Origin of the sequence: Massilia sp. IC2-477, from assembly GCF_020707265.1 — a bacterium.
In the GTDB taxonomy this organism is placed as follows: domain Bacteria; phylum Pseudomonadota; class Gammaproteobacteria; order Burkholderiales; family Burkholderiaceae_D; genus Telluria.
In genome coordinates, this window is record NZ_JAJFEQ010000015.1 from 76,245 (window position 1) to 98,590 (window position 22,346).

General features: G+C 65.3%; 18 protein-coding genes. 7 read left to right on the plus strand and 11 right to left on the minus strand.

Features of this window, described 5'->3' with window-relative positions; genetic code table 11:
- The first annotated feature begins 39 nt into the window (after positions 1-39).
- On the plus strand, positions 40-441 hold the full coding sequence (locus tag LK542_RS22910) for a DUF2750 domain-containing protein (RefSeq protein ID WP_227813722.1): 402 nt from the start codon (positions 40-42) through the stop codon (positions 439-441).
- A gap of 45 nt (positions 442-486) precedes the next feature.
- Here LK542_RS22910 and LK542_RS22915 read toward each other — a convergent pair whose 3' ends face one another.
- Complete coding sequence (locus LK542_RS22915; protein ID WP_227813723.1) at positions 487-2,916, minus strand: TonB-dependent siderophore receptor; 2,430 nt, start codon at positions 2,914-2,916, stop codon at positions 487-489.
- Between the two features lie 262 nt (positions 2,917-3,178).
- Between LK542_RS22915 and LK542_RS22920 the strand changes: the two genes are divergently transcribed.
- Complete coding sequence (locus LK542_RS22920) at positions 3,179-4,408, plus strand: alpha/beta fold hydrolase (protein ID WP_227813724.1); 1,230 nt, start codon at positions 3,179-3,181, stop codon at positions 4,406-4,408.
- A 6-nt stretch (positions 4,409-4,414) separates the two neighbouring features.
- Here the strand turns inward: LK542_RS22920 and LK542_RS22925 are convergent, their stop codons facing one another.
- From LK542_RS22925 to LK542_RS22965, 9 genes are all read right to left on the minus strand, one after another.
- Positions 4,415-5,191: a spermidine synthase gene (locus tag LK542_RS22925; RefSeq protein WP_227813725.1), complete on the minus strand. Its 777-nt coding sequence runs from the start codon at positions 5,189-5,191 to the stop codon at positions 4,415-4,417.
- Between the two features lie 53 nt (positions 5,192-5,244).
- Positions 5,245-5,853: a glutathione S-transferase family protein gene (locus LK542_RS22930; RefSeq protein WP_227813726.1), complete on the minus strand. Its 609-nt coding sequence runs from the start codon at positions 5,851-5,853 to the stop codon at positions 5,245-5,247.
- Between the two features lie 16 nt (positions 5,854-5,869).
- On the minus strand, positions 5,870-7,240 hold the full coding sequence (locus LK542_RS22935; RefSeq protein WP_227813727.1) for a PAS domain-containing sensor histidine kinase: 1,371 nt from the start codon (positions 7,238-7,240) through the stop codon (positions 5,870-5,872).
- Entirely contained in the window at positions 7,237-8,574 is a 1,338-nt protein-coding gene (locus tag LK542_RS22940; protein ID WP_227813728.1) for a sigma-54 dependent transcriptional regulator, read from the minus strand. The genes LK542_RS22935 and LK542_RS22940 overlap by 4 nt, the downstream gene beginning before the upstream one ends.
- 26 nt (positions 8,575-8,600) lie before the next feature.
- Positions 8,601-9,833 (minus strand): ABC transporter permease, encoded by a 1,233-nt coding sequence (locus tag LK542_RS22945; RefSeq protein ID WP_227813729.1) that lies wholly within the window; start codon positions 9,831-9,833, stop codon positions 8,601-8,603.
- Positions 9,834-9,859: 26 nt separating this feature from the next.
- Positions 9,860-11,170: an ABC transporter permease gene (locus LK542_RS22950; protein ID WP_227803371.1), complete on the minus strand. Its 1,311-nt coding sequence runs from the start codon at positions 11,168-11,170 to the stop codon at positions 9,860-9,862.
- Between the two features lie 12 nt (positions 11,171-11,182).
- The gene (locus LK542_RS22955; RefSeq protein WP_227803372.1) at positions 11,183-11,893 is read right to left on the minus strand and encodes an ABC transporter ATP-binding protein; all 711 of its coding nucleotides are present in this window, start codon (positions 11,891-11,893) and stop codon (positions 11,183-11,185) included.
- 29 nt (positions 11,894-11,922) lie between these two features.
- Positions 11,923-13,191 carry an efflux RND transporter periplasmic adaptor subunit gene (locus tag LK542_RS22960; RefSeq protein ID WP_227813730.1) on the minus strand — a complete coding sequence of 423 codons (1,269 nt, stop codon included), beginning with the start codon at positions 13,189-13,191 and terminating at the stop codon, positions 11,923-11,925.
- A gap of 154 nt (positions 13,192-13,345) precedes the next feature.
- Positions 13,346-15,121 (minus strand): YbhB/YbcL family Raf kinase inhibitor-like protein, encoded by a 1,776-nt coding sequence (locus tag LK542_RS22965; protein WP_227813731.1) that lies wholly within the window; start codon positions 15,119-15,121, stop codon positions 13,346-13,348.
- Positions 15,122-15,278: 157 nt separating this feature from the next.
- Between LK542_RS22965 and LK542_RS22970 the strand changes: the two genes are divergently transcribed.
- Positions 15,279-16,856, plus strand: a complete 1,578-nt coding sequence (locus tag LK542_RS22970) for a hypothetical protein (RefSeq protein ID WP_227813732.1) — start codon at positions 15,279-15,281, stop codon at positions 16,854-16,856.
- On the opposite strand, the gene LK542_RS22975 is transcribed toward LK542_RS22970, so the two are convergent.
- Positions 16,843-18,555 (minus strand): phosphoethanolamine transferase, encoded by a 1,713-nt coding sequence (locus tag LK542_RS22975; RefSeq protein WP_227813733.1) that lies wholly within the window; start codon positions 18,553-18,555, stop codon positions 16,843-16,845. The genes LK542_RS22970 and LK542_RS22975 overlap by 14 nt on opposite strands.
- 364 nt (positions 18,556-18,919) lie before the next feature.
- Between LK542_RS22975 and rpsL the strand changes: the two genes are divergently transcribed.
- The 4 genes from rpsL to LK542_RS22995 form a co-directional block, all read left to right on the plus strand.
- A complete protein-coding gene (gene rpsL / locus LK542_RS22980) occupies positions 18,920-19,306 on the plus strand; it encodes a 30S ribosomal protein S12 (protein ID WP_027867278.1) in 387 nt (128 codons plus the stop codon).
- Between the two features lie 132 nt (positions 19,307-19,438).
- Entirely contained in the window at positions 19,439-19,909 is a 471-nt protein-coding gene (gene rpsG, locus LK542_RS22985; protein ID WP_159698381.1) for a 30S ribosomal protein S7, read from the plus strand.
- Positions 19,910-20,026: 117 nt separating this feature from the next.
- Positions 20,027-22,132 carry an elongation factor G gene (gene fusA / locus LK542_RS22990; RefSeq protein ID WP_227813734.1) on the plus strand — a complete coding sequence of 702 codons (2,106 nt, stop codon included), beginning with the start codon at positions 20,027-20,029 and terminating at the stop codon, positions 22,130-22,132.
- Positions 22,133-22,222: 90 nt separating this feature from the next.
- Positions 22,223-22,346, plus strand: a 124-nt coding sequence (locus tag LK542_RS22995) for a GTP-binding protein (RefSeq protein WP_227803300.1), incomplete at its 3' end; no start/stop codon positions are given.

The following is a 22,346-nucleotide window of genomic DNA, read 5'->3' on the forward strand; positions in this document are numbered from 1 at the left end:
GGTTGGCAGGGATTGCACAGTTTCCAAGGAGGAATAATAGTGGCTCCAGCATCTGAATTAAACGAATCACAACGCAATGCATTACTGTCCTCACCCGGACCTGCGCGATTCAAGCATTTCATTGGGCGTGCTGCAGACTGCGAACGTCTGTGGGGCCTGCGCGATGCAGACGCTTGGGTATTCCTGGTGGACGACACCGGCGCACCAGGATTCCCTGTCTGGCCACATCCAGACTACGCGACTGCCTGCGCCACCGGGACGTGGGGCGGATGCTTTCCTGCCGAGATCGACGTTTACGCGTTCACTGAAAAGTGGCTGCCCGATATGGCGGCACGGGAGGTTTCGGTAGCGGTGTTCCCTACGCCGACAGCGAGCGGCGTATGGATCAAGTCGGAAGAATTACGACAGTACCTGCTCGACGAGTTGGAAAAGTACGAATAAGCGCTCCCGCAACCCGCGCCAGGCGCGGGTTGCGGGCCTGGAGGATCAGAACGCGTAATCCACCTTCGCGTACATCGACCGTCCGTTAATGCCGAACGGGCAGGTCTCCCAGCAGTAGGTAAAGCCCAGTTGCGGGAATGGCGCCGCTTTCACCGGATCCCACTTGGTCGGGTAGGTGTCGAACACATTGTTGACGCCCGCCGTCAGGCTCAGCTTCCTGGTGAAGTTGTAGCGCGCGGTCAGGTCGACGATCCACTTCGCATCCCAGGTCTGGATGAAGCCCGGCGTGAAGCCCTGGCCTTCGACTTCGCCGAAGTAGTTGGCGCGCGCCGTCGCGTTCCACTGTCCCACCGTGTAGTCGGCAGCCACCACGTGGTGCTGGCGCGGCTGGCCCTTCTCGATCAGCGTCACCTGGGTGTCGTCGAACAGCTGGACGCCGCTCAGGACCGAGGACTGCGAGTGGCGGTCCTTCACCTTGGTGCGGTTGAAGCCCAGCTGGCCGGACAGTACCAGGGTCGAGCCTTGTCCGCGCGTGGTGTGCTGGGCCACCAGGTCGAAGCCGGTGGTGGTGGTGTCGATCGCGTTGGTGAAGAACTGGGCCTGGCCCACGCGCAGCGGATCGAGGATGGCCTTGATCGGGCAGGCCGCGGCGGTCGGGCAGGCGCCGGATTCCGGTGCGATGTTCGACGAGAACACGATGCGGTCGTCGATGTTGGTGCGGTACAGGTCCGCGGTCACCGAGAAGTTGCTGGTCGGGCGCAGGATCATGCCGACGCTGGCGCTCTTCGAGGTTTCTTCCTGCAGCGGCGCGATGCCGAAGGCGCGGGTGACGGCGCTGTTCTCGCGCGCGGTGAGGGTCTCGGTCAGCACGCCGGCGGCGTTCAGGTTGGTCGACACCGAACTGTAGAACTTCTGCTGCACGCCCGGGGCACGGAAGCCGGTCGAACCGGATGCGCGCAGGCCGACCAGGCGCGAGGGATCGTAACGGACACTCAGCTTGCCGATCGTGGTATTGCCGAAGTCCGAATAGCGTTCGTGGCGCACCGCCGCGCCGAGCGACAGGGCGTCGCCCACCTTGCGTTCGAGGTCGACGTAATAGGCGGTGTTGTGGCGGCCGTCGTCCACTTCGGTGCCCGGGGTGTAGCCGGGGAAGCCCTGGATGCCGGAGGCAGCGATGCCGCCCGACTGGTCGCGGATGATCTTGCGCGGATCGTTGGTACGGCCGTACTGGTAGGAGACCGGGTCGCCCGCCACGATCTGGTAGTTATCCCGGCGCCATTCGAAACCGGTGCCGATGTAGAGCGGCGCGCCGGCGAAGTCCACCGAGCCCTTGAAGTCGAGGTTGAGGGTGGTCTGGTCGAACTTCAGCTTGCCGGTGTCGGCCTCCAGCGGCGAGCTGCCGTTCTCGTAGTAGTAGCTGACGTTGATCGAGTTACTCTCGTGGAAACCGAGTTCGCTGCGGCCGTGGTTCAGGCTCAGGTCCACGCTCCAGTCGTTCGCCAGGTCGTGCTTGTAGCCGACCGCCAGCGAGGCATCCTTGACGGTGGTGTTGATGTTCGGCAGGAAGCCATTCGGATACACGGCCGGTACGTTGCGCGCGTCGCCGGCCGAGCGGAAGAAGCCGGCCGCGTCGCCCGTGCGTTTGGATGCGCCGCCGAAGGCATAGAGCTCGCCGCCGCCAACCGGGAGGCCCGCGTTCAGCCACAGGTAGCCGTCCTTGGCCAGGCTGTCGCCGATGCGCTGGGTCACGCGCGGCGGGTTGACGCGGGCGGTGTCCACTCCTGCGCGGTTGGTCTCGTTGCGGCGCCGCCCTTCGACCGACAGGTTCAGGTAGCCGCCGTCAGCTCCGAGCGGCATGCCCTTGTGCGCGCTGGCGGTATAGGTGTCGCCGTCGCCTTCGCTGGTGGTGCCGGCGCTGGCGCTCAGCTGGGTGTCGGTGACGCCTTTTTTCAGCACGATGTTGATCACGCCGGCGATCGCGTCCGAGCCGTACTGGGCGGCGGCGCCGTCGCGCAGCACTTCGATCGACTGGATGGCGGACAGGGGAATCGCATTGATGTCGGTGCCGGCCGAGCCGCGGCCAATGGTCTGCTGCACGTTGACCAGGGCCTGCTGGTGGCGGCGCTTGCCGTTCACCAGCACCAGCAGCTGGTCGGGGCCGAGGCCGCGCAGGGTGGCGGGGCGGATGATGTCGGTGCCGTCGCTGATAAACGTGGTCGTGAAGTTGAACGACGGGTCGAGGTCTTGCAGCACCTTGCCGAGTTCGAGCGAACCGGCCGACTGCAGGTCCTTCGCGCTGATCAGGCCCACCGGCACCGCGGTGTCGAGCGCCGTCTTGGCCTGGGTACGCGAGCCCAGCACGACCACGGTGGCCGGCTCTCCCTGGCTGTTCTGCGCTTCCTGCGCGAACGCCGATGCCATGGCCGATACCAGCGCAGTCGCCAGCAATACCCGTTTCTTCGGTTGATTCACCATCTTGTCCCCTTGGTTGATTAGTCCATCACGAAAACTATTTCTCCTATAACTACAGCGAATTGATTTTGATTAAACCTTTCCGTAAGTACAAGTGTCAACTGTGCAAAATGCAACACTTTTAGATGATTCGCTCTATTCACAAACGATGGTTTGCACCCATGGCGGGTAATCGTCGAGGTGCATACCAAATTGGCTTTTCCAGCCTCGCAAGCCTTGCCTACAATGGGTTTCCGGCCGATGGCCGCCACTTCTGGAGCATCGATTGACGCATGCATTTGCCCTTCACGGCCGTATGGCCGCCGCCCTGCTCGCGTTCGCACTGTCCGGTCCGACCCATGCGTCGGTCCCATCGGACACCATCAAGGTCGGCGACTACCGGGTGGAAGCGGCGACAGCGGGTTCGGGCCGCTACACGGTGATCCTGGAAGCGGGCTTTGGGCGCAACAAGGACGTCTGGAGCAGGGTGACGCTCCCCCTGGCCAAGTCGGCGAAGTTGATGAGCTACTCGCGTGCGGGGCACGGCAACTCGGATCCGCGCCCGGAGGCGCCGACCATCGCGGCGCGCACCAATGAACTGGAACAGCTGATCGCCAAGCTGGATCTCAAGCCGCCCTTTGTGCTGGTCGGGCATTCCTATGGCGGCTTCCTGATCCGCAGCTACGCCGCGCGCCACCCGGAGCAGGTGGCGGGCATGGTCTTCGTCGATCCGAGCGACGAGCAATTCAATGTCGAGCTGCGCAAGCTCGATAGCGCTGCCGTCGACAAGGACACCAAGCTCACCGAGCAGTTCATGCCGCCCAGGTTCCACCCCGAGCTGCGCAGCGTGCAGGCGGTGCTCGATAGTGGCAAGCTGCCCTTCGCCGGCGCGCTGCCCGACGTGCCGGTGGCGGTCCTGACCTCGGTGCAGAAGCGCGAGCAGCCGCAGCTCTTTCTCGAAACCCCGGCGGCGGTGCAGGTGTGGCGCGGGCTGCACGAACGCTTCTTCCGCAACTTCAGCAACGGCAGCCACATCGTGACCGCCGAGAGCGGCCACAACATCCACCAGGAGCAGCCGCAACTGGTCGTGGCGGCGGTCGAGGGCGTGATCGCCGCGGCTGAAGGCGTGCGCGTCAAGCGCGAGCGCGAACAGGCGCGCGCCGGGTTGCTGCACCGTCTGGAGCTGGGCGGTTCCGATGCGGCGATGGTGGCGGCGCTGGAAGCGAGCGGCCTTTCGGAATGGGATGCCAACCGCCTGGGCTACGAGCTGCTCGGAGCGCGCAAGCAGCCGGTGCTGGCGGAGCGCCTGATGCGCGCAGGCGCCAGCCGCTTCAACACCTCGGACAACATGCAGGACAGCTACGGCGAAGTACTGCTGGCGACGGGCAAGCCGCTAGAGGCCAGGCTGCAGTTCATGAAGGCGATCACGCTGGCCGAGGCGCAGGGCAAGGGCGACAAGGTCCTGGCGGGCTACCGCGCCAACCTGGCCAAGGCCGAGGGCGCGATGGCGCGCTGAAGCGTGCTATGCGTGGTCGCGCATCCACTCCCTGAGCCCATCGACCCACTTCTTGGCCGGCAGGTTGAGGTGGCGCCGGATCTCGCCGGCGCGTTCGTACAGCAGCGAAAAATCGAGCTGCGGCGCGTTCTTGAAGGCCAGGACCACGATGTTCGCGTCGTGCACCTCGGGCAGCCAGACCACGGCGTCGAACACCTGCTGCATGGTGAGCAGGTTCTTGTCGTAGCTGCTGACGTCGCCGAACACGTTGGCGGTCATGATCCCGTCCTCCTTCAGGCAGTCGTGGCAGCCCTGGTAGAACTCGTGCGAATCGAGCACCGGGCCGCGCGCGTCGTGGTCGTAGAGGTCGACCTGCAGCACGTCGACCTGGCCGTGGTTGCCGGCATCGAGCACGAAGTCGAGCGCATTCATTTCGCGCACGTCCAGCCGGCCGTCGTTCTCGGGCAGGCCGAACAGCGCGCGGCAGATCGCGATCACGTTCGGATTGAGTTCGGCAGCCGTCACCCGCGCCTGCGGAAAGCGCCGGTAGCAGAACTTGGTCAATGCCGCGCTGCCCAGTCCCAGCTGGACGATGCGGCGCGGGTCCTGGATGAACAGCGTCCACATCATCATCATCTGGACGTATTCGAGTTCGATCGCATCCGGTTTCGACAGGCGCATGGCGCCCTGCACCCAGGAGGTGCCCAGGTGCAGGAAGCGCACGCCGTCGAATTCGTCGATGGTGGCGGGCGGGTGGCCGGGCTGGGCGAAACGGGGATCGATGCGGGCGTAGGAAGGCGGCATGCTGCAACAACGGCAATGAAAGCCTATCCTACCACCGCCGTCCCGCGCACGCGTCAGGCGACGCCGTTGCGCCCGAACTCGCGGAAGCCCTGCCTTTCGGTGAGCCGGTCGTAGTAGGCCGCCACGTGGCGCAGGTCCGGCCGGTCCATCGGCGTCATCATCCAGCGGTTCACCGACAGGCCGAGCACCACGTCCGCCAGGGTAAAGCTGCTGCCCGCGGCATAGGCGCCGGTGGCGCGCAGCTGGGCGTCGAGGATGCCGATGTGGCGGTTCCACGCGGCGATGCTGGCTTCGATCTGGGCCGCGTCGCGGTGCGCGGCGCTGCCCCGGACCAGCGCCATGAAGGCGTAGCGCCAGGCCGTGTTCAGGTCGGTGGCCTGCCAGTCCATCCATTGCTCGACGCGGGCGCGGTCGCGTGGCCCGGCCGGCAGCAGGGCGCCTTCGCCCTGCTCGCCGTAGCGATTGCAGAGGTAGCGGCAGATCGTGTTCGATTCCCACAGCACGAAGCCTTCGTCCACCAGCACCGGCACCAGCGCATTCGGGTTCAGGCCGGCGTGCTGCGCGTTCCAGTCCTCGCGTTCGAAAGGCAGGCCGAGTTCCATGCAGGTCCACAGCACCTTGCGTACGTTGATCGACGTGTCCTTGCCGATGATCTTCAGCATATGCGTCCTTTCTTGGTCATGGTGGCGGCATGCCGGGCGCCGCCGGCAGCGCTGGAAGGATGAGGGTGACGGCCAGGCCGCCGCCGTCGCGGTTCGACAGCAGGATGCGGCCGCCGTGGGCTTCGGCGATCTCGCGCGCCAGCGCCAGTCCGAGCCCGGTGCCGCTGCGCTTGGTGGAATAGAAGGGCACCAGCGCATTGGTGAGCACGGCCTCGCTCATGCCGGTGCCGCGGTCCAGCACGTCGATGCGGATGGCGTCCTGCACGCGCCGCACCTGCAGCTCGACGGCGTCGGGACTTGACCCGGATTCATGGGCGTTCTTGAGCAGGTTGAGCAGGGCCTGTTCCATCTGGGCGGCATCGATCCAGGCGGCTTCCTGGGGCAGCTCGCCAAGCTGGCGGAAGGCCACCTGGTCGGCCAGCCGGCCGACAAAGGCGCCCCAGGGCACCGCTTCCAGGCGCGGCGTGGGCAACTTGGCGAAGCGCGCGTAGCCGAGGATGAAAGTCTCCAGATGGCGGGTGCGCTCGCCGATGGTCTGCAGGATCTGCGGCAGGCGCTCGGTCTGGCCGCGCCGCACCAGTTCCGTGCCCGAGTGCGCGAGCGATGCCAAGGGCGCGAGCGAATTGTTCAGCTCATGGCTGATCACGCGGATCACCTTTTTCCAGGTCTGCACCTCCTGGCGCCGCAGTTCGGTGGTGAGGTGGCGCAGCAGCAGCAGTTCGTGGCGCCGGCCGTTCAGGGTGAAGGCGCTTCGCGCCAGGTGATAGACCTCTTCTTCTTCCGACTCGCCGGCGGTGAACAGGCCGTCGCCGCCGCGCGCCAGCGCTTCCTTCAGGGCCGGCGAGGCGGTTTCCAGCACGGCGCCCAGCGCGTGGCCTTCGAGCTTGCGGCCTTCCGACAGCAGCTGGCGCGCCGCCAGGTTGGCGTAGACGATGGTGCCGGTGTTGCTGGCGAAATCGGTAATCAGGAGCATGGCCACCGGCGTGTTCTGCACCATGGTGTCGAGCAGCAGCTCGCGCTGGACCAGGCCGAGGCGCTGCTCGCGCAGCACCTGGCCGAGCGCATTGTGGGCGGCGATCAGGTCGGCCAGCTCGTCGTTCTGCGGCCAGTGCAGGCTGAAGGAAAAGTCGCCGTCGCGGTAGCTCGTCACCGTGCCCTCTAAGGCGCGGAACAGCGACAGGATCGGCTGGATCTGGGAGCGGATGGTGATGATGGCGATCGGGACGATCGCCGCCAGGCAGGCCAGGAAGACCAGGACCGGTTGTGCGGGGAAGAAGTGGTCCAGGCCGAGCGCGATCAGGATGCCGAGGGAGAGCAGGGTGCCGACCAGGGCCGACCAGCGCGTGACCAGCGAGAGGCGAAACCCGCGGCGCTCCTCCGCGCTCATGTCGGCCTGGCGATGCCGAGCCGTTCCATGCGCCGGTACAGGGCCTGGCGCGACAGGCCCAGCTCCGTGGATGCCTGGGACACCACGCCGCCGGCGCGCGCCAGTGCCTGCACGATGGCGTCGCGGTCGGGTTCCGCGTCGCCCGACTGCACTGCCGCCGCAGCGAGGGGCAGGCCGAGATCCGGCGCCTTGATGATGTCGCCTTGCGCCAGCAGGCTGGCGCGCGCCATCACGTTCTTCAGTTCGCGCACGTTGCCGGGCCAGGTATGGGCCAGCAGCGCGGCTTGCGCGGCGGGATGCAGGGTCTTCCCGCGCAAAAAGGAGAGCGCCAGCGGCAGGATGTCGCCCGGGCGGGCCGCGAGCGGCGGCAGGCGCAGCTCGATCACGTTCAGGCGGTAGAACAGGTCTTCGCGGAAGGTCCCGGCACGGATCATGGCGCCGAGGTCCGCGTTGGTGGCGCTGATCACGCGCACCTTGACCTGGCGCTCGCGGTTGGAGCCGAGGCGCTCGAAGCGTCCGGTTTCCAGCACGCGCAACAGTTTCATCTGGCCGGCCAGCGGCAGGTTGCCGATCTCGTCGAGGAACAGGGTGCCGCCGTCGGCCGCCTCGAACTTGCCTTCCCGCGCTTTCGAGGCGCCGGTGTAGGCGCCGGCGTCGGCCCCGAACAGTTCCGCCTCGATCAGCTCCGAGGGCAGGGCGCCGCAGTTGAGCACCACGAAGGGGCCATCGGCCACCTGCGAGTTGGCCTGGATGATCTCGGCGATGCGCTCCTTGCCGGTGCCGTTCGGGCCCGTGATCAGGACCGGCACGTCGGCGCGCGCCACCTGGCAGGCCAGGGTGAGCACGCGTTCGGTGGCCGGGTCCTGCCACACCAGGCCGCGCAGGTCGAAGTTCTGCTCCAGCTCACGCTTGGCCTTGCGTTCGCGCTGCAGGCGCTGGTTCAGGGCGCGGTTGGCCTGGCCCAGCTCGATCAGGTTGGTGACCGTGGTGAGCAGGCGTTCGTCTTGCCAGGGCTTGGACAGGTAGTCAGCGGCGCCGGCCTTGATCAGTTCCACCGCGGCGTCGAGGTGGGTCCAGGCGGTCAGCAGGATCACCGGCAGGTCCGGATGGCGCTTGCGGATCTCGCGGAACAGCGCCACGCCTTCTTCGCCCGAGGTGGTCTCGAGCGTGAAGTTCATGTCCTGGATGACCAGGTCCACGTGTTCGCGCCCGAGCACCTCCAGTCCTTCCTCGGGCGAGGCCGCGCGCAGCGAGGCGATGTCGTGGAGGGAGAACAGGACCTCGAGCGCGATCGTGACCGCGGCGTTGTCGTCGATGATCAATACAGTGGGCATGACGGCAAGTTTAGCACTGGTTTCTGTCAGGCACTACGCGTTGCCGTCGCCGGCGAGATGCTGGCCGCGCGCCATGCCGGTCCGTAGGCCGCCAGGATGCCGAGCGCCCAGAACACCACCGCGCCGCCGATCAGGTAGTGCGCCGGCAGGCGCGTCATCTCGAGCTTCGTCACCAGGAGGTGATTCAGGCTCAGGCCGACCAGCACGCCGCCGAACACGCCGGCGCTCGTGATCATGAAGTTCTCCATGATGAAGTAGCGCAGGATGTCGAGCTTGCGGGCGCCGAGGGCGCGGCGCACGCCGATCTGCTTGCGGCGCTGGGTGACCCACAGGCTGGCCATGCCGACGATGCCGCTGCAGGTGACCAGGAGCAGCAGCACGCTCACCGCGATCAGCATCCACGACAGCGCGACGTCCTGGCGGTAGCGGTTCTTGCGGTCTTCCTCGACGGTCTTGGCCTGCAGGATGAGCGGGGTCGCCGAGGACTTGCGCAGCGCTTCTTCCGCTTCCTTCATCACGCGGTCGCGCTGGCCGGCCTCGGTGCGCAGCGCATACAGGTTGCCGGGCGTGCCGTACAGGCGGGCCGGGACGATGGTGGCGAATTCGCCGCGCTCGCCCACTTCGCCATGGGCCGATTGCAGGCGCTCGACCACTCCCAACACCTGCGAGGACAGTGCGCTCGGGCCGGTGCCGAACCAGACCGGCTTGCCGATCGCCGAGGCGCCCGGCCACATCTTGTCGGCCAGCGCCTTGGTGACGAGCACCTGCTTGGGCAGCTCGCGCTGCTCGTTCTCGTTGACGTCGACGATCTCGCCCGGTGCAAAGTCGCGTCCCTCGACCAGCTTCAGGCCGAAGGTCTTGACCAGCGAATCGCCCGACACGTATTGCGAGGCGACCGCGGTCTCGCGCTCCTGGCGCTGGTCGACGGCGACACTGTTGTTGCTGCCGCTGCGCGACAGCGGCATCTGCGACACCTGCGCCACCGAGACCACGCCCGGCACCGCGCGCAGGATGTCGGTCTCGCGCTTGATCGTGGCCAGCATCTGCTCCGGGCCGTCGGTGTTCAGGTTGCGCACCGTGAAGTAGAAGGTGGAGGCTTCATCCAGCAGTCCGGACGGACGCGCCGCCACGGCGCGCCGCTCCTCGACGATGTGCAGGGCATTGGCCAGGATGCCCAGGCTCAGGCCGACCTGCAGCGCGACCAGGATCGGACCGGTTTTACTCCGCAGCAGGGCGGAAAAGATGGGACGGATTTCCATGTTGGTGTCTCGTAGTTGTCAGGACATTACTGCGATTTGAGTTGGATCGCCGGCGTCACCTGGCAGGCGCGCCAGGTCGGCAGCAGGCCGGCCAGCAGGGCGGCGGCGATCGACATGATGAAGGTCAGGATCAGCATCTCCCAGTCCATGCGGGCGATGGTCGCCATGCCCTTGCTCTGCATGCCGATCAGCGCCAGCGCGCCGAAGGCCAGCACCAGGCCGAGCACCCCGCCGACCAGGCCGACCACGCCGGTCTCGATCAGGAACTGCTTGAATACGTCGCTGCGCGAGGCGCCGAGGGCCCGGCGCACGCCGATCTCGGCGGCGCGCACCGAGAACTTCGCCAGCAGCAGGCCGATGGTGTTCACCAGGCACAGGATCAGGAAGCCGAACGCCAGCCAGGCCTGCAGCTTGCTGTCGTTGCCGACGACCTTCAACTCTTCCATCCATTCCATCACGTTGTACAGCTTGTTCGGCGCGTTGCGCTTCAGGCGGCCCAGCTTGCGCTGGTCGTTCGCATAGTTGTCGAGCCAGGACTGCAGCTCGGCGCGGTCGGAAGCGCTACGGGTCTCGAACCAGAACTGGATCCAGGTGCATTCCGAAGTCAGGAGGTTGGCAAAGCCCGGGTCGCGGTTGGCGCTGCAGTTCATGTTGCCGGAGTGGGACATCTCGTGGCGAATCGCGTTCGCGAAAGGAATGATGAATTCCTCTCCCTGGCCGAAGCGGCTGCCGCCGATCAGCTTGTAGTAGCGCGGCAGCGGATTCCATTTATCGATCACGCCGACCACGGTGTAGGGGAAGCCGCCGATGCGCAGCTGCTTGCCGACCGGGCTGGCTTCCCCGAACAGCTTTTCGGAGGTTTCGCGGCCCAGCACCACGACGTCGGCGCCGCGCTGGTCGTCCCCTTCCGTCCACGGCTGGCCATGCAGGAAGGGCACCTTGAACATCGCGAAGAAGTCGCGGGTCGGTGCGATGCCGCTGGCATTGAAGGCCGGGATGTCGGTGCGCGGCGGTTCGATCGGGCGCTGCATGCCGTACATGGCGGTGCGGCGCTCGCCCTGGCCGCTCTTGAGGAAGTTCATGCTGTCGATATAGCCCAGCTGGTCGTCGTTGGGGCCGTCGCTCGGCACCCAGCCTTCGACCGGGCCGTTGTCCACGTGCGGCACGAACAGGCGGTCGCTCTTTTCGGGGATCGGGTCGCCCGACATCATGTGCAGGATGGTGAGCGTGGAAACGCTGGCGGCCACGCCAATGGCCAGGGTCAGCACCATCAGGGCGGTCAGGGCCGGGTTGCGGCGCAGGCTGCGCACGCCCAGCTTGAAGTAGTAGGAGAACATGGCTGGGCGTCCTTATGCGTTGGCGGTGGCCTTGTCGACCAGGGTCGGGCCCTTGCGCACCAGGTCCGAGACCTGGCCGTCGATGATGTGCACGTTGCGGTGGGTGCGCACGGCCAGTTCCGGGTCGTGGGTCACCATCAGGATGGTGGTGCCGGCTGCGTTGATCTCTTCCAGCAGCTCCATCACGCCACGCGCCATTTGCGTATCGAGGTTACCGGTCGGTTCGTCGGCCAGCAGCAGCTTCGGACTACCGGCCAGCGCGCGTGCGATCGCGACGCGCTGCTGCTGGCCGCCGGACAGCTCGGCCGGGTAGTGCTTCATGCGCGAGGCCAGGCCGACTTTCGACAGCGCGTCCTCGATGCGCTCCTTGCGCTCCTTGGCATTGAAACCGCGGTAGCGCAGGGGGACGTCGACATTGTCGAACAGGTTCAGGTCGGGGATCAGGTTGAAGCCCTGGAAGATGAAGCCCAGCTTCTCGTTGCGCAGGCGCGAGCGGGCGCTGTCGTCCAGGCCCTTGACGTTGACGCCGTCCAGGATGTACTCGCCCGAGGTGAATTCCTCCAGCAGGCCGGCGATGTTCAGGAAGCTGGTCTTGCCGGAACCGGAAGGACCGGTCACGGTGACGAACTCGCCCGGCTTGACTTCGATCTCGAAGCCGCGCAGCGCGTGGGTCTCGATCATATGGGTGCGGTACACCTTGCTCAGGTTGGTCATGCGCAGCATGGGATTCTCCTAGTTTCTGTTGGTCTTGTTCAGCGGTTGATGGAGACGCGCTCGGCGTTGTTGAAGCTGTCGGTGCCGGCGATGACGACCTTGTCGCCGGGCTTCACGCCCGACATGATCTCGACGGCGGAAATGCTGGTGGCGCCCAGTTGTACCGGGGTGCGCACGGCGATGCCGTCGCGCACCACGTAGGCATGGCGGCCGCCTTCGCTCTCGACGAAAGGCCCGCGCGGCAGCATCACGACGTTCGGCTTCTCTTCGATCAGGAGGCGTGCGGTCACGCGCTGGCTCTGGCGCAAGCCCTTGGGCTGCTCGCCGTCGAAGCGCACGCGCGCCAGCACCTGGTTGCGCACCACTTCCGGCGACAGCGCGGACAGCTTGCCGGTCGCCTTCCCGCTCGGCAGGGTGATCTCGGCATTCATGCCAAGGCCGATGTCGGCCACATAGGTTTCCGGCACCTCGACCTCGACTTCGAGTTTGGACAGGTCGACCAGGGTCATCAGGGGCGCGTTGGCGGCCACCACCATGCGGTTCTGGACGTTCAGGGTGCCGATGAAACCGTCGACCGGCGCGCGCACGGTCAGCTCGTCGACGCGGCGCTGGGCGTTGGCCAGCGACAGGCGCTGGCGTTCCAGCTCGTTGATCTTGGTCTTCAGGGCCAGCTGGACGTCGTCGCTTTCCAGGCCGGCGGCCTGCGAAGCGTGGCGGGCGCGGATCTCGGCCGAGCTCAGGGCGTCCTTGGCGCGCTGGTAGTCGATCTTGGCGATGATGCCCACCTGGGCCACGCTCTCGTAGCGCTCCAGGGTGCGCTGGGCCGACAGGCGGTCGATCTCGGCGGTGTCGGCATCGCGCTTGGCCAGCAGCTTCTGCTTGCGCGCCAGGATCTGCTGGCGCGCCACCTCGGCCTTGAGCTGCTCGTAGCTCGAGGTCTCGCGCTTGAGTTCATCGGTCAAGTCGGGCGACTCCAGCACGGCCAGCACGTCGCCCTTCTTGACGGTGTCGCCGGCGGCGACCTTCAGGTTGACGGTGCTTGGTGCGGTCGAATACAGGGTCGGGCTGACGGCGGCCACGATGCGGCCGTTGACCGAGGCGTCGCGCACCAGGGTGCCGCGGGTGACTTCGGCGATGCGCAACCTGGCTTCGCTGACGGAGTGATCGCTGCTGGTCCAGGCGCCGAACACGGCGGCGCTGACGCTGAGAATGGCAACCGCGCCGCCTACCCATAGCGCACGGCGCTTGAGCTTGTGGACCGGTGCCGGAGTGAGGACGGCGTCTTGGTGTGAGGTATCGCGGATCATGGCATCTTCTAGTGACAACATTGGACGATGTTGTCAATGCACAATCCGTGCCAAGCACCAAGTGCTTGATTTTGCTGAGAATGTTATTGCTGCGTCCGGTGTCCGGACTGTCCGTCAATACATATGACGGACAGTCCGGCCGGACACCCGGCCATCACTTTGGCGGCTTCTGCTTCTGCGCGTAGGTACCGACGATCTCGCCCTTGCCGATCACATGGCCCTGCATCGCCTGCAGCAGCTGGTCGCGGTCGGCCCCGAACGGCACATCCAGCATGGTGTCGAGCGCATATACCTGGAAGTGGTAGTGGTGCGGCTTGTCGCCCACCGGCGGCTTCGGCCCGAAGTAACCCATCGAGCCGCGCGTGTTGCGGCCCTGGAGCACGCCTTCAGGATCGGTCAGGCGTGGCTGCTCCTGCAGGCCTTCCGGCAGGCTGGTGACGTTCGCCGGGATGTTCCAGGCCAGCCAGTGCACAAAAGGCGTGACCGGCTTCGCGTCCGGGTCTTCCATGACGATGGCGTAGGACTTCGCGTTCGGTACGGCGCGCCAGGCCAGGGCAGGGGAGACGCCATCGGCATACTCGCTGTATTTCTGGTCCATCGGGCTATTTGCCTTGAAGCTGGCCGAGCTGACCGTGAGCGTGCCCTGCGACTGGGTCTCGGGACGCTTGTTCGCCAGCGGCACGCCATTGCCCTTGTTGGCCTGCTGCTGCATCGCGGCCGCCGGCGCCATCGCCGTCAGGTTGCCGGGCTTGCCGGCACTGTGAGCGATGCGGTAGATGACGCCGTTGCCGTCGTCCGCCATCAGCAGCGAGCCGTCCTTGGCCCAGGCCAGGCCGACCGGGCGGGCGATGTGGGTTTTTCCGCCATCGGTCAGGAAGCCGGTGACGAAGGGCTCGACCGACTTCGGCTGGCCGCCTGCGAAGCGCACCCGGACGATCTCGTAGCCCGACGCCTGGGCGCGGTTCCAGGAGCCGCGCATGGTGACGAAAGCGTCGCCGCTGTATTCCGCCGGGAAGCCGCCGCGATGGCCGAACACCATCTGCATCGGCGCCGCGTGGGCGGTGTAGCCCAGCACCATCGGCGTGCTCCGCGCCTTCCATTCTTCCTTCTTGATCTCGCCCACCGGCGTGCTCTGCGGGTAGATCTCGCCGGCGCCGTAGACGTGCGGCCAGCCGTACATCTTGCCCATCTCGATCTTGTTGATCTCTTCCTGCTGCTGCTCGTCGCCGAGGAAGTCGATGCCGTGATCAAAAGCCCACAGCTCGCCGGTCTGCGGATGCCAGTCGAAGCCGATGGTGTTGCGCAGGCCGGAGGCCCAGATGCTGCGCTGCTGGCCGTCCGGCGAGACGCGCAGGATGGTGGCGTTCTCGGGATTGCTCTCGTTGCAGGCATTGCAGGTGCTGCCCACGGTGATATACAGCATGCCGTCCGGGCCGACCGCGATGGTGCGGTTCGGGTGCTGGCCCGAATCTGGCAGGTCGCCCAGCAGGAGCTTGAGTTCACCGAGGCGGCCGTCGGGCCGGATGTCGGCCACGAACAATTCCTTGACGGTGACGAGATAGAACTTGTTGTCCTTGATCGCCATGCCGTGCGCGCCGGCGCGGTTGGCCACCTCCACCGGCGCGCCATCAGCCTTGCCGTCGCCGTTGGCATCCTTCAGCAGCAGCACGTCGCCCTGGTCGCGCCGGCTCACATAGATGTCGCCGTTCGGCGCCACCGCGATGATGCGGACATTCTTCAGGCCCGTGGCGAAGGGCGTGACCGTGAAGCCCTGGGGCGCGCGGATGCCCTTCATGCGCTCCGGCGTCGCTTCCACCTTGGCGGGCTTGAAGACGTTGGCGGTGGCGCTGGCGCGGGTGCCGTCGCCCTGCTGGGCGCAGGCGCTGCCAACTGCCATGGCCAGCACCGTCGTGGTGAGAACGCGTTTCATGAAGCGGTCCTTTCTTGTCATTCGTTATAGGGATACTTGCGCTCACTCATCCTGACATTTCCGGACTCGTCTGTATGTGGGGGAACGAACGCAGTTCGACGCCGCTGCGTGACAAAGCTTGAACATTCACGGGCCGAGCGGCTGTTACGATCACCGCATGCCCGCCATCCCTGCTTCGCTCCTGCGTCTTCTCCCCGACCGTCTCAATCCCGCCGCCGATCGCGAGCCGCCCTCGCACTTCTTCACGCCCGAGGAAATCGGCCGCCTGCACCGCGCAGGCGCAGACCCCGATACCGCGCTCGACGACCAGACCTGGCACGACCTGCTGCTGGAAGACTGGGAAGAGCGGCTGGCGCAGGGCAGCAGCATCTTTGGCCGCCAGATGCTGCATCGGCGCCTGCGCGCCGGGCTGGGTGACGCCGACTGCACCGCTCTGACGGGACGCCTGCGCGGACTGCTGGACGATCCGGCGCGGCTCGACGCCCTGACTATGGCGCTGCGCCCGCTGCGCCATGCCGAAACCGAGCTTGCCGGCCTGCTGTTCGGCGACGAGGCGTTGCCGCAGGCGCCGGCCTGGGTCCGATGGCTATGGGCGCTGCCGCTGTTCCTGCTGCTCTCGCTCGGCCTGCTCATTACCCAGCCGCTCGGCTGGATCGCCACGCTGGCCGCGGTCGCGCCCCTGATGGCGCTGCAGATTCGCTACCACCACCGCATCGAAGCCTGGAAGAACACGCTGGAGAGCCTGAATGCGCTCCTGGCCGGCAGCCACGCGCTGGCGCAGCTGGGCGGCCCGCTGCTGGAAGCTTTCGTTGAAGCGCGTATGGAAGCGACGCGCCTGCACAAGCGCCTGGCGCGCCCGCTGCTGCTGCGCATGATCCCCGGCGGCGACGCCTACCTGAACTGGTTCGCCGCCCATAACGTCAGCCGCTACTGGAAGACCATCCGCATCGTGGAAGCGTCGCGCGACTTCCTGCGTGCCTGCTACCTGCAGGGGGCCGAACTGGAAGCCGACGTCACGCTGGCGCGCCACCTGCGCACCCGGGCGCACTGGTGCTGGGCCGAGCGCTCGGCGCCGCGCACCCTGGTGCTGGCGGACGGCATCCACCCGCTGATGGACGGGGCCAGTCCCCTGACGGTCGGCCTGGACGGGCAGGGCGCCTTCGTCTCCGGCCAGAACGCCTCGGGCAAGAGTACATTTTTACGCATGGTGGGCCTGAACCTGGTCGCGGCGCGCGCCTTCGGCTTCTGCTACGCGAGGGAAGCGCGCCTGCCGGCGCTGCCGGTGCGCGCCAGCATGCAGAACGAGGATTCGCTGCTGGGCGGCGAAAGTTTATATATGTCGGAGCTGCGCCGGGCGCGCGAACTGCTGGAGGGAAGCCGCCGGACGTCCGGCATCTGCCTGATCGACGAGGTCTTCCGCGGCACCAACCACCTGGAATCGGTATCCGCCGCCGCTGCAGTGCTGGAAACGCTGTGCGAGCGCGACCTGGTGCTGGTGTCCTCGCACAACCTGGTACTCGCGCGCATTCTGGCCGGCAAGCTGGAAGCCTTCCGCATCGACACGACGAGCGGCGCGCCGGCGCTAAAACCGGGCGTGCTGCGCGAACCGAACGGCATCGCGCTGCTCTCGACCCAGGGCTTCGGCGCCCGCATCGAGGGCAGGGCGGCCGAGGTGGCGCGCTGGCTGAGCGCGCACCTGGCGGAACCGGAACCGGCCGCCGTCAACGCCGCTTGAGCGGCTTGCCATTCGCGATCACTTCGCGGCAATCGCCGCGCATGGTGGCGTCGTCGTAGTCGGTCCAACCGTAGCTGTCGACGTAGCGCTTGTGGCGCTTCAGGGCCGGGTTGAGGAAGCTGCGGTCGAGCTGCTCGCCGGGGTAGCGGATGTCGGCCATGTCGAGCAGGGTGTGGAACATGTTCTCGGTCGAGAGCCGGGCCTCGCGGTGGCGCCGCAGTTGCGCGACCTTGTCCGGGAAGCGTTCGCCATAGCTGCCTGAATACCAGACAAAGGCCGGCACGTGGAATTCGTATTGCGTGTTGTGGCCGTGGAAGCCCAGCGTGCACGACTTGTCGTACAGCGTCTGGCCATGGTCGGCCACGTACAGCATCGAGGCCGGCAGGCCGCTGTCCTTCAGCACCCCGATCACGTTGGCCAGGAACCAGTCGGTGTACAGGATGGCGCTGTCGTAGCTGTTGTTGATCTGCGGTTCGATGCGCGGGTCGGTGTAATTCGGCTTCTCCATCTGCTGGAGCGACGGGAGCCAGCGGTCGAATTCCTTTGGGTAGCGGTGGCCGTAATTCCAGTGGCTGCCCAGGGTGTGCAGCACCACCAGCACCTTCTGGGCCGGGTCGGCGACCGCGCGCCGCAGCGGCTCCAGCAGCACCGCGTCCAGGTTGGAGGCGCCCGAGACGCCGCCCAGGTTCAGGAACAGGACCTCGTCCGCCTCCTGCGCGAACACCGACACCGGGGTGTCGAACTTGCCGAACGAGACCTGGTTCGAGATCCAGAAGGTCTTGAAACCGGCTTCCTTGAAGGCCGAGAGGAAGGATTTTTCCGAGAAGCCGTCCTTCAGGCTCTGCATCGCGGGCTTGCGCGAGATGATCACCGGGACCGACAGGCGCGTGGCCGACACCGGCGTGATCACGTCCTTCAGCATGACCAGATTGTCTTCCTTGCCGAGCAGCGGATTGGTCTCGCGCGTGTAGCCGTTCAAGCTCCAGCGGTCGAAGCGCGAGGATTCGCCCAGCACCAGCACCACGACCTGGGGGCCGTGCTCGTCGCCCGACTGCTTCGCATGGAAACGGAAGGCGGCGCTGCGCCGGTTCAGCTCGGCCAGGTAGACGCGTTCTTTATAGAAGTCGACGCCGCGCGCGCTCAGGCCGAAAGGCCAGGAGCGGGAGACCAGCGCCAGGTCGACCGGCGGCCTGGCCCAGCCGGGCAGGGACGGTAAAGCCAGCGCCGCCGCGCAGGCGCCGAGCGCCGCTACTACCAGCCAGCGCGAGCGGTCGGCCCAGTCGAAGTCGCGGCTGCGCCAGGCCACCGCCCAGGTCGAGCCGAACCACAGCAGCACCCCCAGCAGCACCGCACCCAGCAGCCAGGCTTTCCCGCCCAGGAATTCCAGCGCCTCGCTGGGGCTGGTCTCGGCGATGACGCCGAGGTGGTGGGTCGAGATGCCCTGTCCATAATAGACAAGCAGGTAGAGCTCGACCGGCAGCGCCAGGAAGGCCGGCAGCAGGGCCCAGTGGAACCAGGCCGGCCGCTTGCACAGGGCCCAGGCCGCGATCCAGGAGAAAACGCCGGCGCCGAACAGCTGCCAGGCACTGCCGTCCTGCGCGCCGCTCGCACCCAGCAGGCGGGCGGCGAAGGGCATGCTCGAGAGCAGCGCATAGCTCAGCAGCAGGTAGAGGTTGGCGGGACGCAGGAGACGGGACATTCGGCTCGGTTGGCGGGGAAATCGGCTATTATCCCGTCTTTATCGCCGGAAATACACTGTCTTGCCAGCATCGAACCAGGCTGGTTTGTCGCAAGCTTGCCACATCTGCCACGGTAAACCGCCGTTAACCCCGGCCGCAGGCTTGACCGGCGGGCAAAGCGGTTGACCCACTTGCGCATCGGGTCTATACTCGCGAGTTCTCGATTTATTCTGCACATGGTATACGCATTCGCGGCCGCTCCTTCGGTGAGTGGCTTTCGTCGCCTCTGCTGTGGGCCAGATGCCGGGACTAGGTTTCAGTCCCCGGGCCAGCGCAACACCGGCCTGGGTCATCAACGTAGTAACTTTGTTGGATTTTTGAACGATGCCAACCATCAATCAACTGATTCGCAAGCCGCGTGAAGCCGCGGTTGTGAAGAGCAAGTCGCCGGCACTGGAAAACTGCCCGCAAAAGCGCGGCGTTTGCACCCGTGTCTACACCACGACCCCGAAGAAGCCGAACTCGGCACTGCGTAAGGTCGCTAAAGTTCGCCTGACCAACGGTTTCGAAGTCATTTCGTACATCGGCGGTGAAGGCCACAACCTGCAAGAGCACAGCGTCGTCCTGATCCGCGGCGGCCGTGTGAAAGACTTGCCGGGTGTGCGTTACCACATGGTCCGCGGCGCACTGGATACCCAGGGCGTGAAAGACCGTAAGCAGGCTCGCTCGAAGTACGGTGCAAAGCGCGCCAAAGCCGGCGCCAAGAAGTAATCCTGCCCTGTCACAGACAGGTCACATTAAAAAGTTAAGTTGAGCCGGCCGGAAGGCCGAGTAAGTGAAAGATCATGAGGGTCTTTCGCGAGTGCGGACCCCGCACTCAACTGAAGATAGGAAGGAATTGAAATGCCACGTCGTCGTGAAGTACCCAAGCGCGAAATCCTGCCGGATCCGAAATTCGGCAACACCGATGTCGCCAAGTTCGTCAACGTTCTGATGCTGTCCGGTAAAAAATCGGTCGCTGAAAACATCATCTACGGTGCGTTCGAATACATCCAGTCCAAATCGGGCAAAGACCCGCTGGAAGTGTTCACGACCGCGATCAACAACGCCAAGCCGATGGTGGAAGTCAAGTCCCGCCGCGTCGGTGGCGCCAACTACCAGGTGCCAGTGGAAGTTCGTCCGGTTCGTCGTATGGCGCTGTCCATGCGTTGGTTGCGCGAAGCCGCAAACAAGCGCAGCGAAAAATCCATGCCGCAACGCCTGGGTGGTGAACTGATGGAAGCGGCTGAAATGCGCGGTGGCGCAATGAAGCGCCGTGACGAAGTGCACCGCATGGCAGAAGCGAACAAGGCGTTCTCGCACTTCCGCTTCTAAGCACATGGCCAAACCCCTTCGGGTGGTGCGGCCTGCAGTATCCGTTGTTCAGGCCGGGCGCGTTTTGATCCTCAAAATGTTGCCCGGTTTTGTCCATTCAAAGATTTAGGAAAAATTATGGCACGCACTACCCCCATTGAGCGCTACCGCAACATCGGTATTTCCGCTCACATCGACGCCGGTAAAACGACGACCACCGAGCGCATCCTGTTCTACACGGGTGTGAACCACAAGATCGGTGAAGTGCACGACGGCGCCGCCACCATGGACTGGATGGAGCAGGAGCAAGAGCGCGGTATTACCATTACCTCGGCAGCGACGACCTGCTTCTGGAAGGGTATGGCCAACAACTTCGAGCCGCACCGCTTCAACATCATCGATACCCCGGGCCACGTCGACTTCACCATCGAAGTGGAACGTTCGATGCGCGTCCTGGACGGCGCATGCATGGTCTACTGCGCAGTCGGCGGCGTGCAGCCGCAGTCGGAAACCGTGTGGCGTCAGGCTAACAAGTACAAGGTTCCGCGTCTGGCGTTCGTCAACAAGATGGACCGTACCGGTGCGAACTTCTTCAAGGTGTACGAGCAGATGCGCGCCCGCCTGAAGGCCAACCCGATCCCGCTGCAGATCCCGATCGGCGCCGAAGACAACTTCAAGGGCGTGGTCGACCTGGTCAAGATGAAGGCGATCCTCTGGGACGACGCTTCGCAGGGCATGAAGTTCGACTACGTCGACGTGCCGGCCGAGCTGGTCGACCAGGCCAACGAGTGGCGCGAGAAGCTGGTCGAAACCGCCGCTGAAGCGTCGGAAGACCTGATGAACAAGTATCTCGAAGAAGGCGAACTGTCGGAAGCCGAGATCAAGAAGGCGCTGCGCGAGCGCACCATCAACGGCGAAATCGTCCCGATGATGTGCGGCACCGCATTCAAGAACAAGGGCGTGCAGGCAATGCTGGACGCGGTCATCGAATACCTGCCGTCGCCAGTGGACATCCCGCCGGTCGGTGGTACCGATGAAGACGACCAGCCGGTCACCCGCAAGGCTGACGACAGCGAGAAGTTCGCTGCGCTGGCATTCAAGATCATGACCGACCCGTTCGTCGGCCAGCTGATCTTCTTCCGCGTGTACTCGGGCGTCATCAATTCGGGCGACACCGTCTACAACCCGATCAAGGGCAAGAAGGAACGCGTCGGCCGTATTCTGCAGATGCACGCCAACCAGCGTGAAGAGATCAAGGAAGTCCGCGCAGGCGACATCGCCGCAGCAGTCGGCCTGAAAGAAGCAACCACCGGCGAGACCCTGTGCGATCCGTCGGCACCGATCATCCTCGAAAAGATGGTGTTCCCGGAGCCGGTCATCCAGCAGGCAGTCGAGCCGAAGACCAAGGCTGACCAGGAAAAGATGGGCCTGGCACTGAACCGTCTGGCTCAGGAAGACCCGTCGTTCCGCGTGCGTACCGACGAAGAATCGGGCCAGACCATCATCGGTGGTATGGGCGAGCTGCACCTGGAAATTATCGTTGACCGCATGAAGCGTGAGTTCAACGTGGAAGCAACCGTCGGCAAGCCGCAGGTTGCATACCGCGAAACCATCCGCAAGGCAGTCACCGACGTCGAAGGCAAGTTCGTCAAGCAGTCGGGCGGTCGCGGCCAGTACGGTCACGCTGTCCTGTCGATCGAGCCGCAAGAGCCGGGCAAGGGCTTCGAATTCGTCGACGCCATCAAGGGCGGTGTGGTTCCTCGCGAATACATCCCGGCAGTCGAGAAGGGTGTGCGCGAAACCCTGACCGCTGGCGTGCTGGCTGGTTACCCGGTGGTTGACGTGAAAGTCACCCTGACCTTCGGTTCGTACCACGACGTCGACTCGAACGAAAACGCGTTCCGCATGGCGGGCTCGATGGCGTTCAAGGACGGCTGCCGTAAAGCGAATCCGGTCATCCTCGAGCCGATGATGGCCGTGGAAGTGGAAACGCCGGAAGACTACGCCGGTTCCGTGATGGGCGACCTGTCGTCCCGCCGCGGTATGGTGCAGGGCATGGACGAAATCCCGGGCGGCGGCGGCAAGATCATCAAGGCCGAAGTCCCGCTGTCGGAAATGTTCGGTTACTCGACCTCGCTGCGTTCGGCAACCCAGGGCCGTGCGACCTACACGATGGAGTTCAAGCACTATTCGGAAGCTCCGAAGCACGTGATCGACGCTATCGTGACCGCGAAAGCCAAGTAATAAAACAATCGGAAACGGGCGCCATCTGGCGTCCGTTTCCAGGCAAGCTTAAAACACAAATAAATCGTTTCTTTTAAAGGAAGATAGGAAATGGCAAAGGAAAAATTCGAACGGACCAAGCCGCACGTCAACGTCGGCACCATCGGTCACGTTGACCACGGCAAAACCACCCTGACGGCTGCAATCGCAACCGTTCTGTCGAAGAAGTTCGGCG

What these genes read in the sequence shown, in the direction of transcription:
- LK542_RS22915 (WP_227813723.1), bottom strand. Translation starts at nt 2,916, where the DNA reads ATGGTGAATCAACCGAAGAAACGGGTATTGCTGGCGACTGCGCTGGTA.
- LK542_RS22925 (WP_227813725.1), bottom strand. Translation starts at nt 5,191, where the DNA reads ATGCCGCCTTCCTACGCCCGCATCGATCCCCGTTTCGCCCAGCCCGGC.
- LK542_RS22930 (WP_227813726.1), bottom strand. Translation starts at nt 5,853, where the DNA reads ATGCTGAAGATCATCGGCAAGGACACGTCGATCAACGTACGCAAGGTG.
- LK542_RS22935 (WP_227813727.1), bottom strand. Translation starts at nt 7,240, where the DNA reads ATGAGCGCGGAGGAGCGCCGCGGGTTTCGCCTCTCGCTGGTCACGCGC.
- LK542_RS22940 (WP_227813728.1), bottom strand. Translation starts at nt 8,574, where the DNA reads ATGCCCACTGTATTGATCATCGACGACAACGCCGCGGTCACGATCGCG.
- LK542_RS22945 (WP_227813729.1), bottom strand. Translation starts at nt 9,833, where the DNA reads ATGGAAATCCGTCCCATCTTTTCCGCCCTGCTGCGGAGTAAAACCGGT.
- LK542_RS22950 (WP_227803371.1), bottom strand. Translation starts at nt 11,170, where the DNA reads ATGTTCTCCTACTACTTCAAGCTGGGCGTGCGCAGCCTGCGCCGCAAC.
- LK542_RS22955 (WP_227803372.1), bottom strand. Translation starts at nt 11,893, where the DNA reads ATGCTGCGCATGACCAACCTGAGCAAGGTGTACCGCACCCATATGATC.
- LK542_RS22960 (WP_227813730.1), bottom strand. Translation starts at nt 13,191, where the DNA reads ATGATCCGCGATACCTCACACCAAGACGCCGTCCTCACTCCGGCACCG.
- LK542_RS22965 (WP_227813731.1), bottom strand. Translation starts at nt 15,121, where the DNA reads ATGAAACGCGTTCTCACCACGACGGTGCTGGCCATGGCAGTTGGCAGC.
- LK542_RS22970 (WP_227813732.1), top strand. Translation starts at nt 15,279, where the DNA reads ATGCCCGCCATCCCTGCTTCGCTCCTGCGTCTTCTCCCCGACCGTCTC.
- LK542_RS22975 (WP_227813733.1), bottom strand. Translation starts at nt 18,555, where the DNA reads ATGTCCCGTCTCCTGCGTCCCGCCAACCTCTACCTGCTGCTGAGCTAT.
- rpsL (WP_027867278.1), top strand. Translation starts at nt 18,920, where the DNA reads ATGCCAACCATCAATCAACTGATTCGCAAGCCGCGTGAAGCCGCGGTT.
- rpsG (WP_159698381.1), top strand. Translation starts at nt 19,439, where the DNA reads ATGCCACGTCGTCGTGAAGTACCCAAGCGCGAAATCCTGCCGGATCCG.
- fusA (WP_227813734.1), top strand. Translation starts at nt 20,027, where the DNA reads ATGGCACGCACTACCCCCATTGAGCGCTACCGCAACATCGGTATTTCC.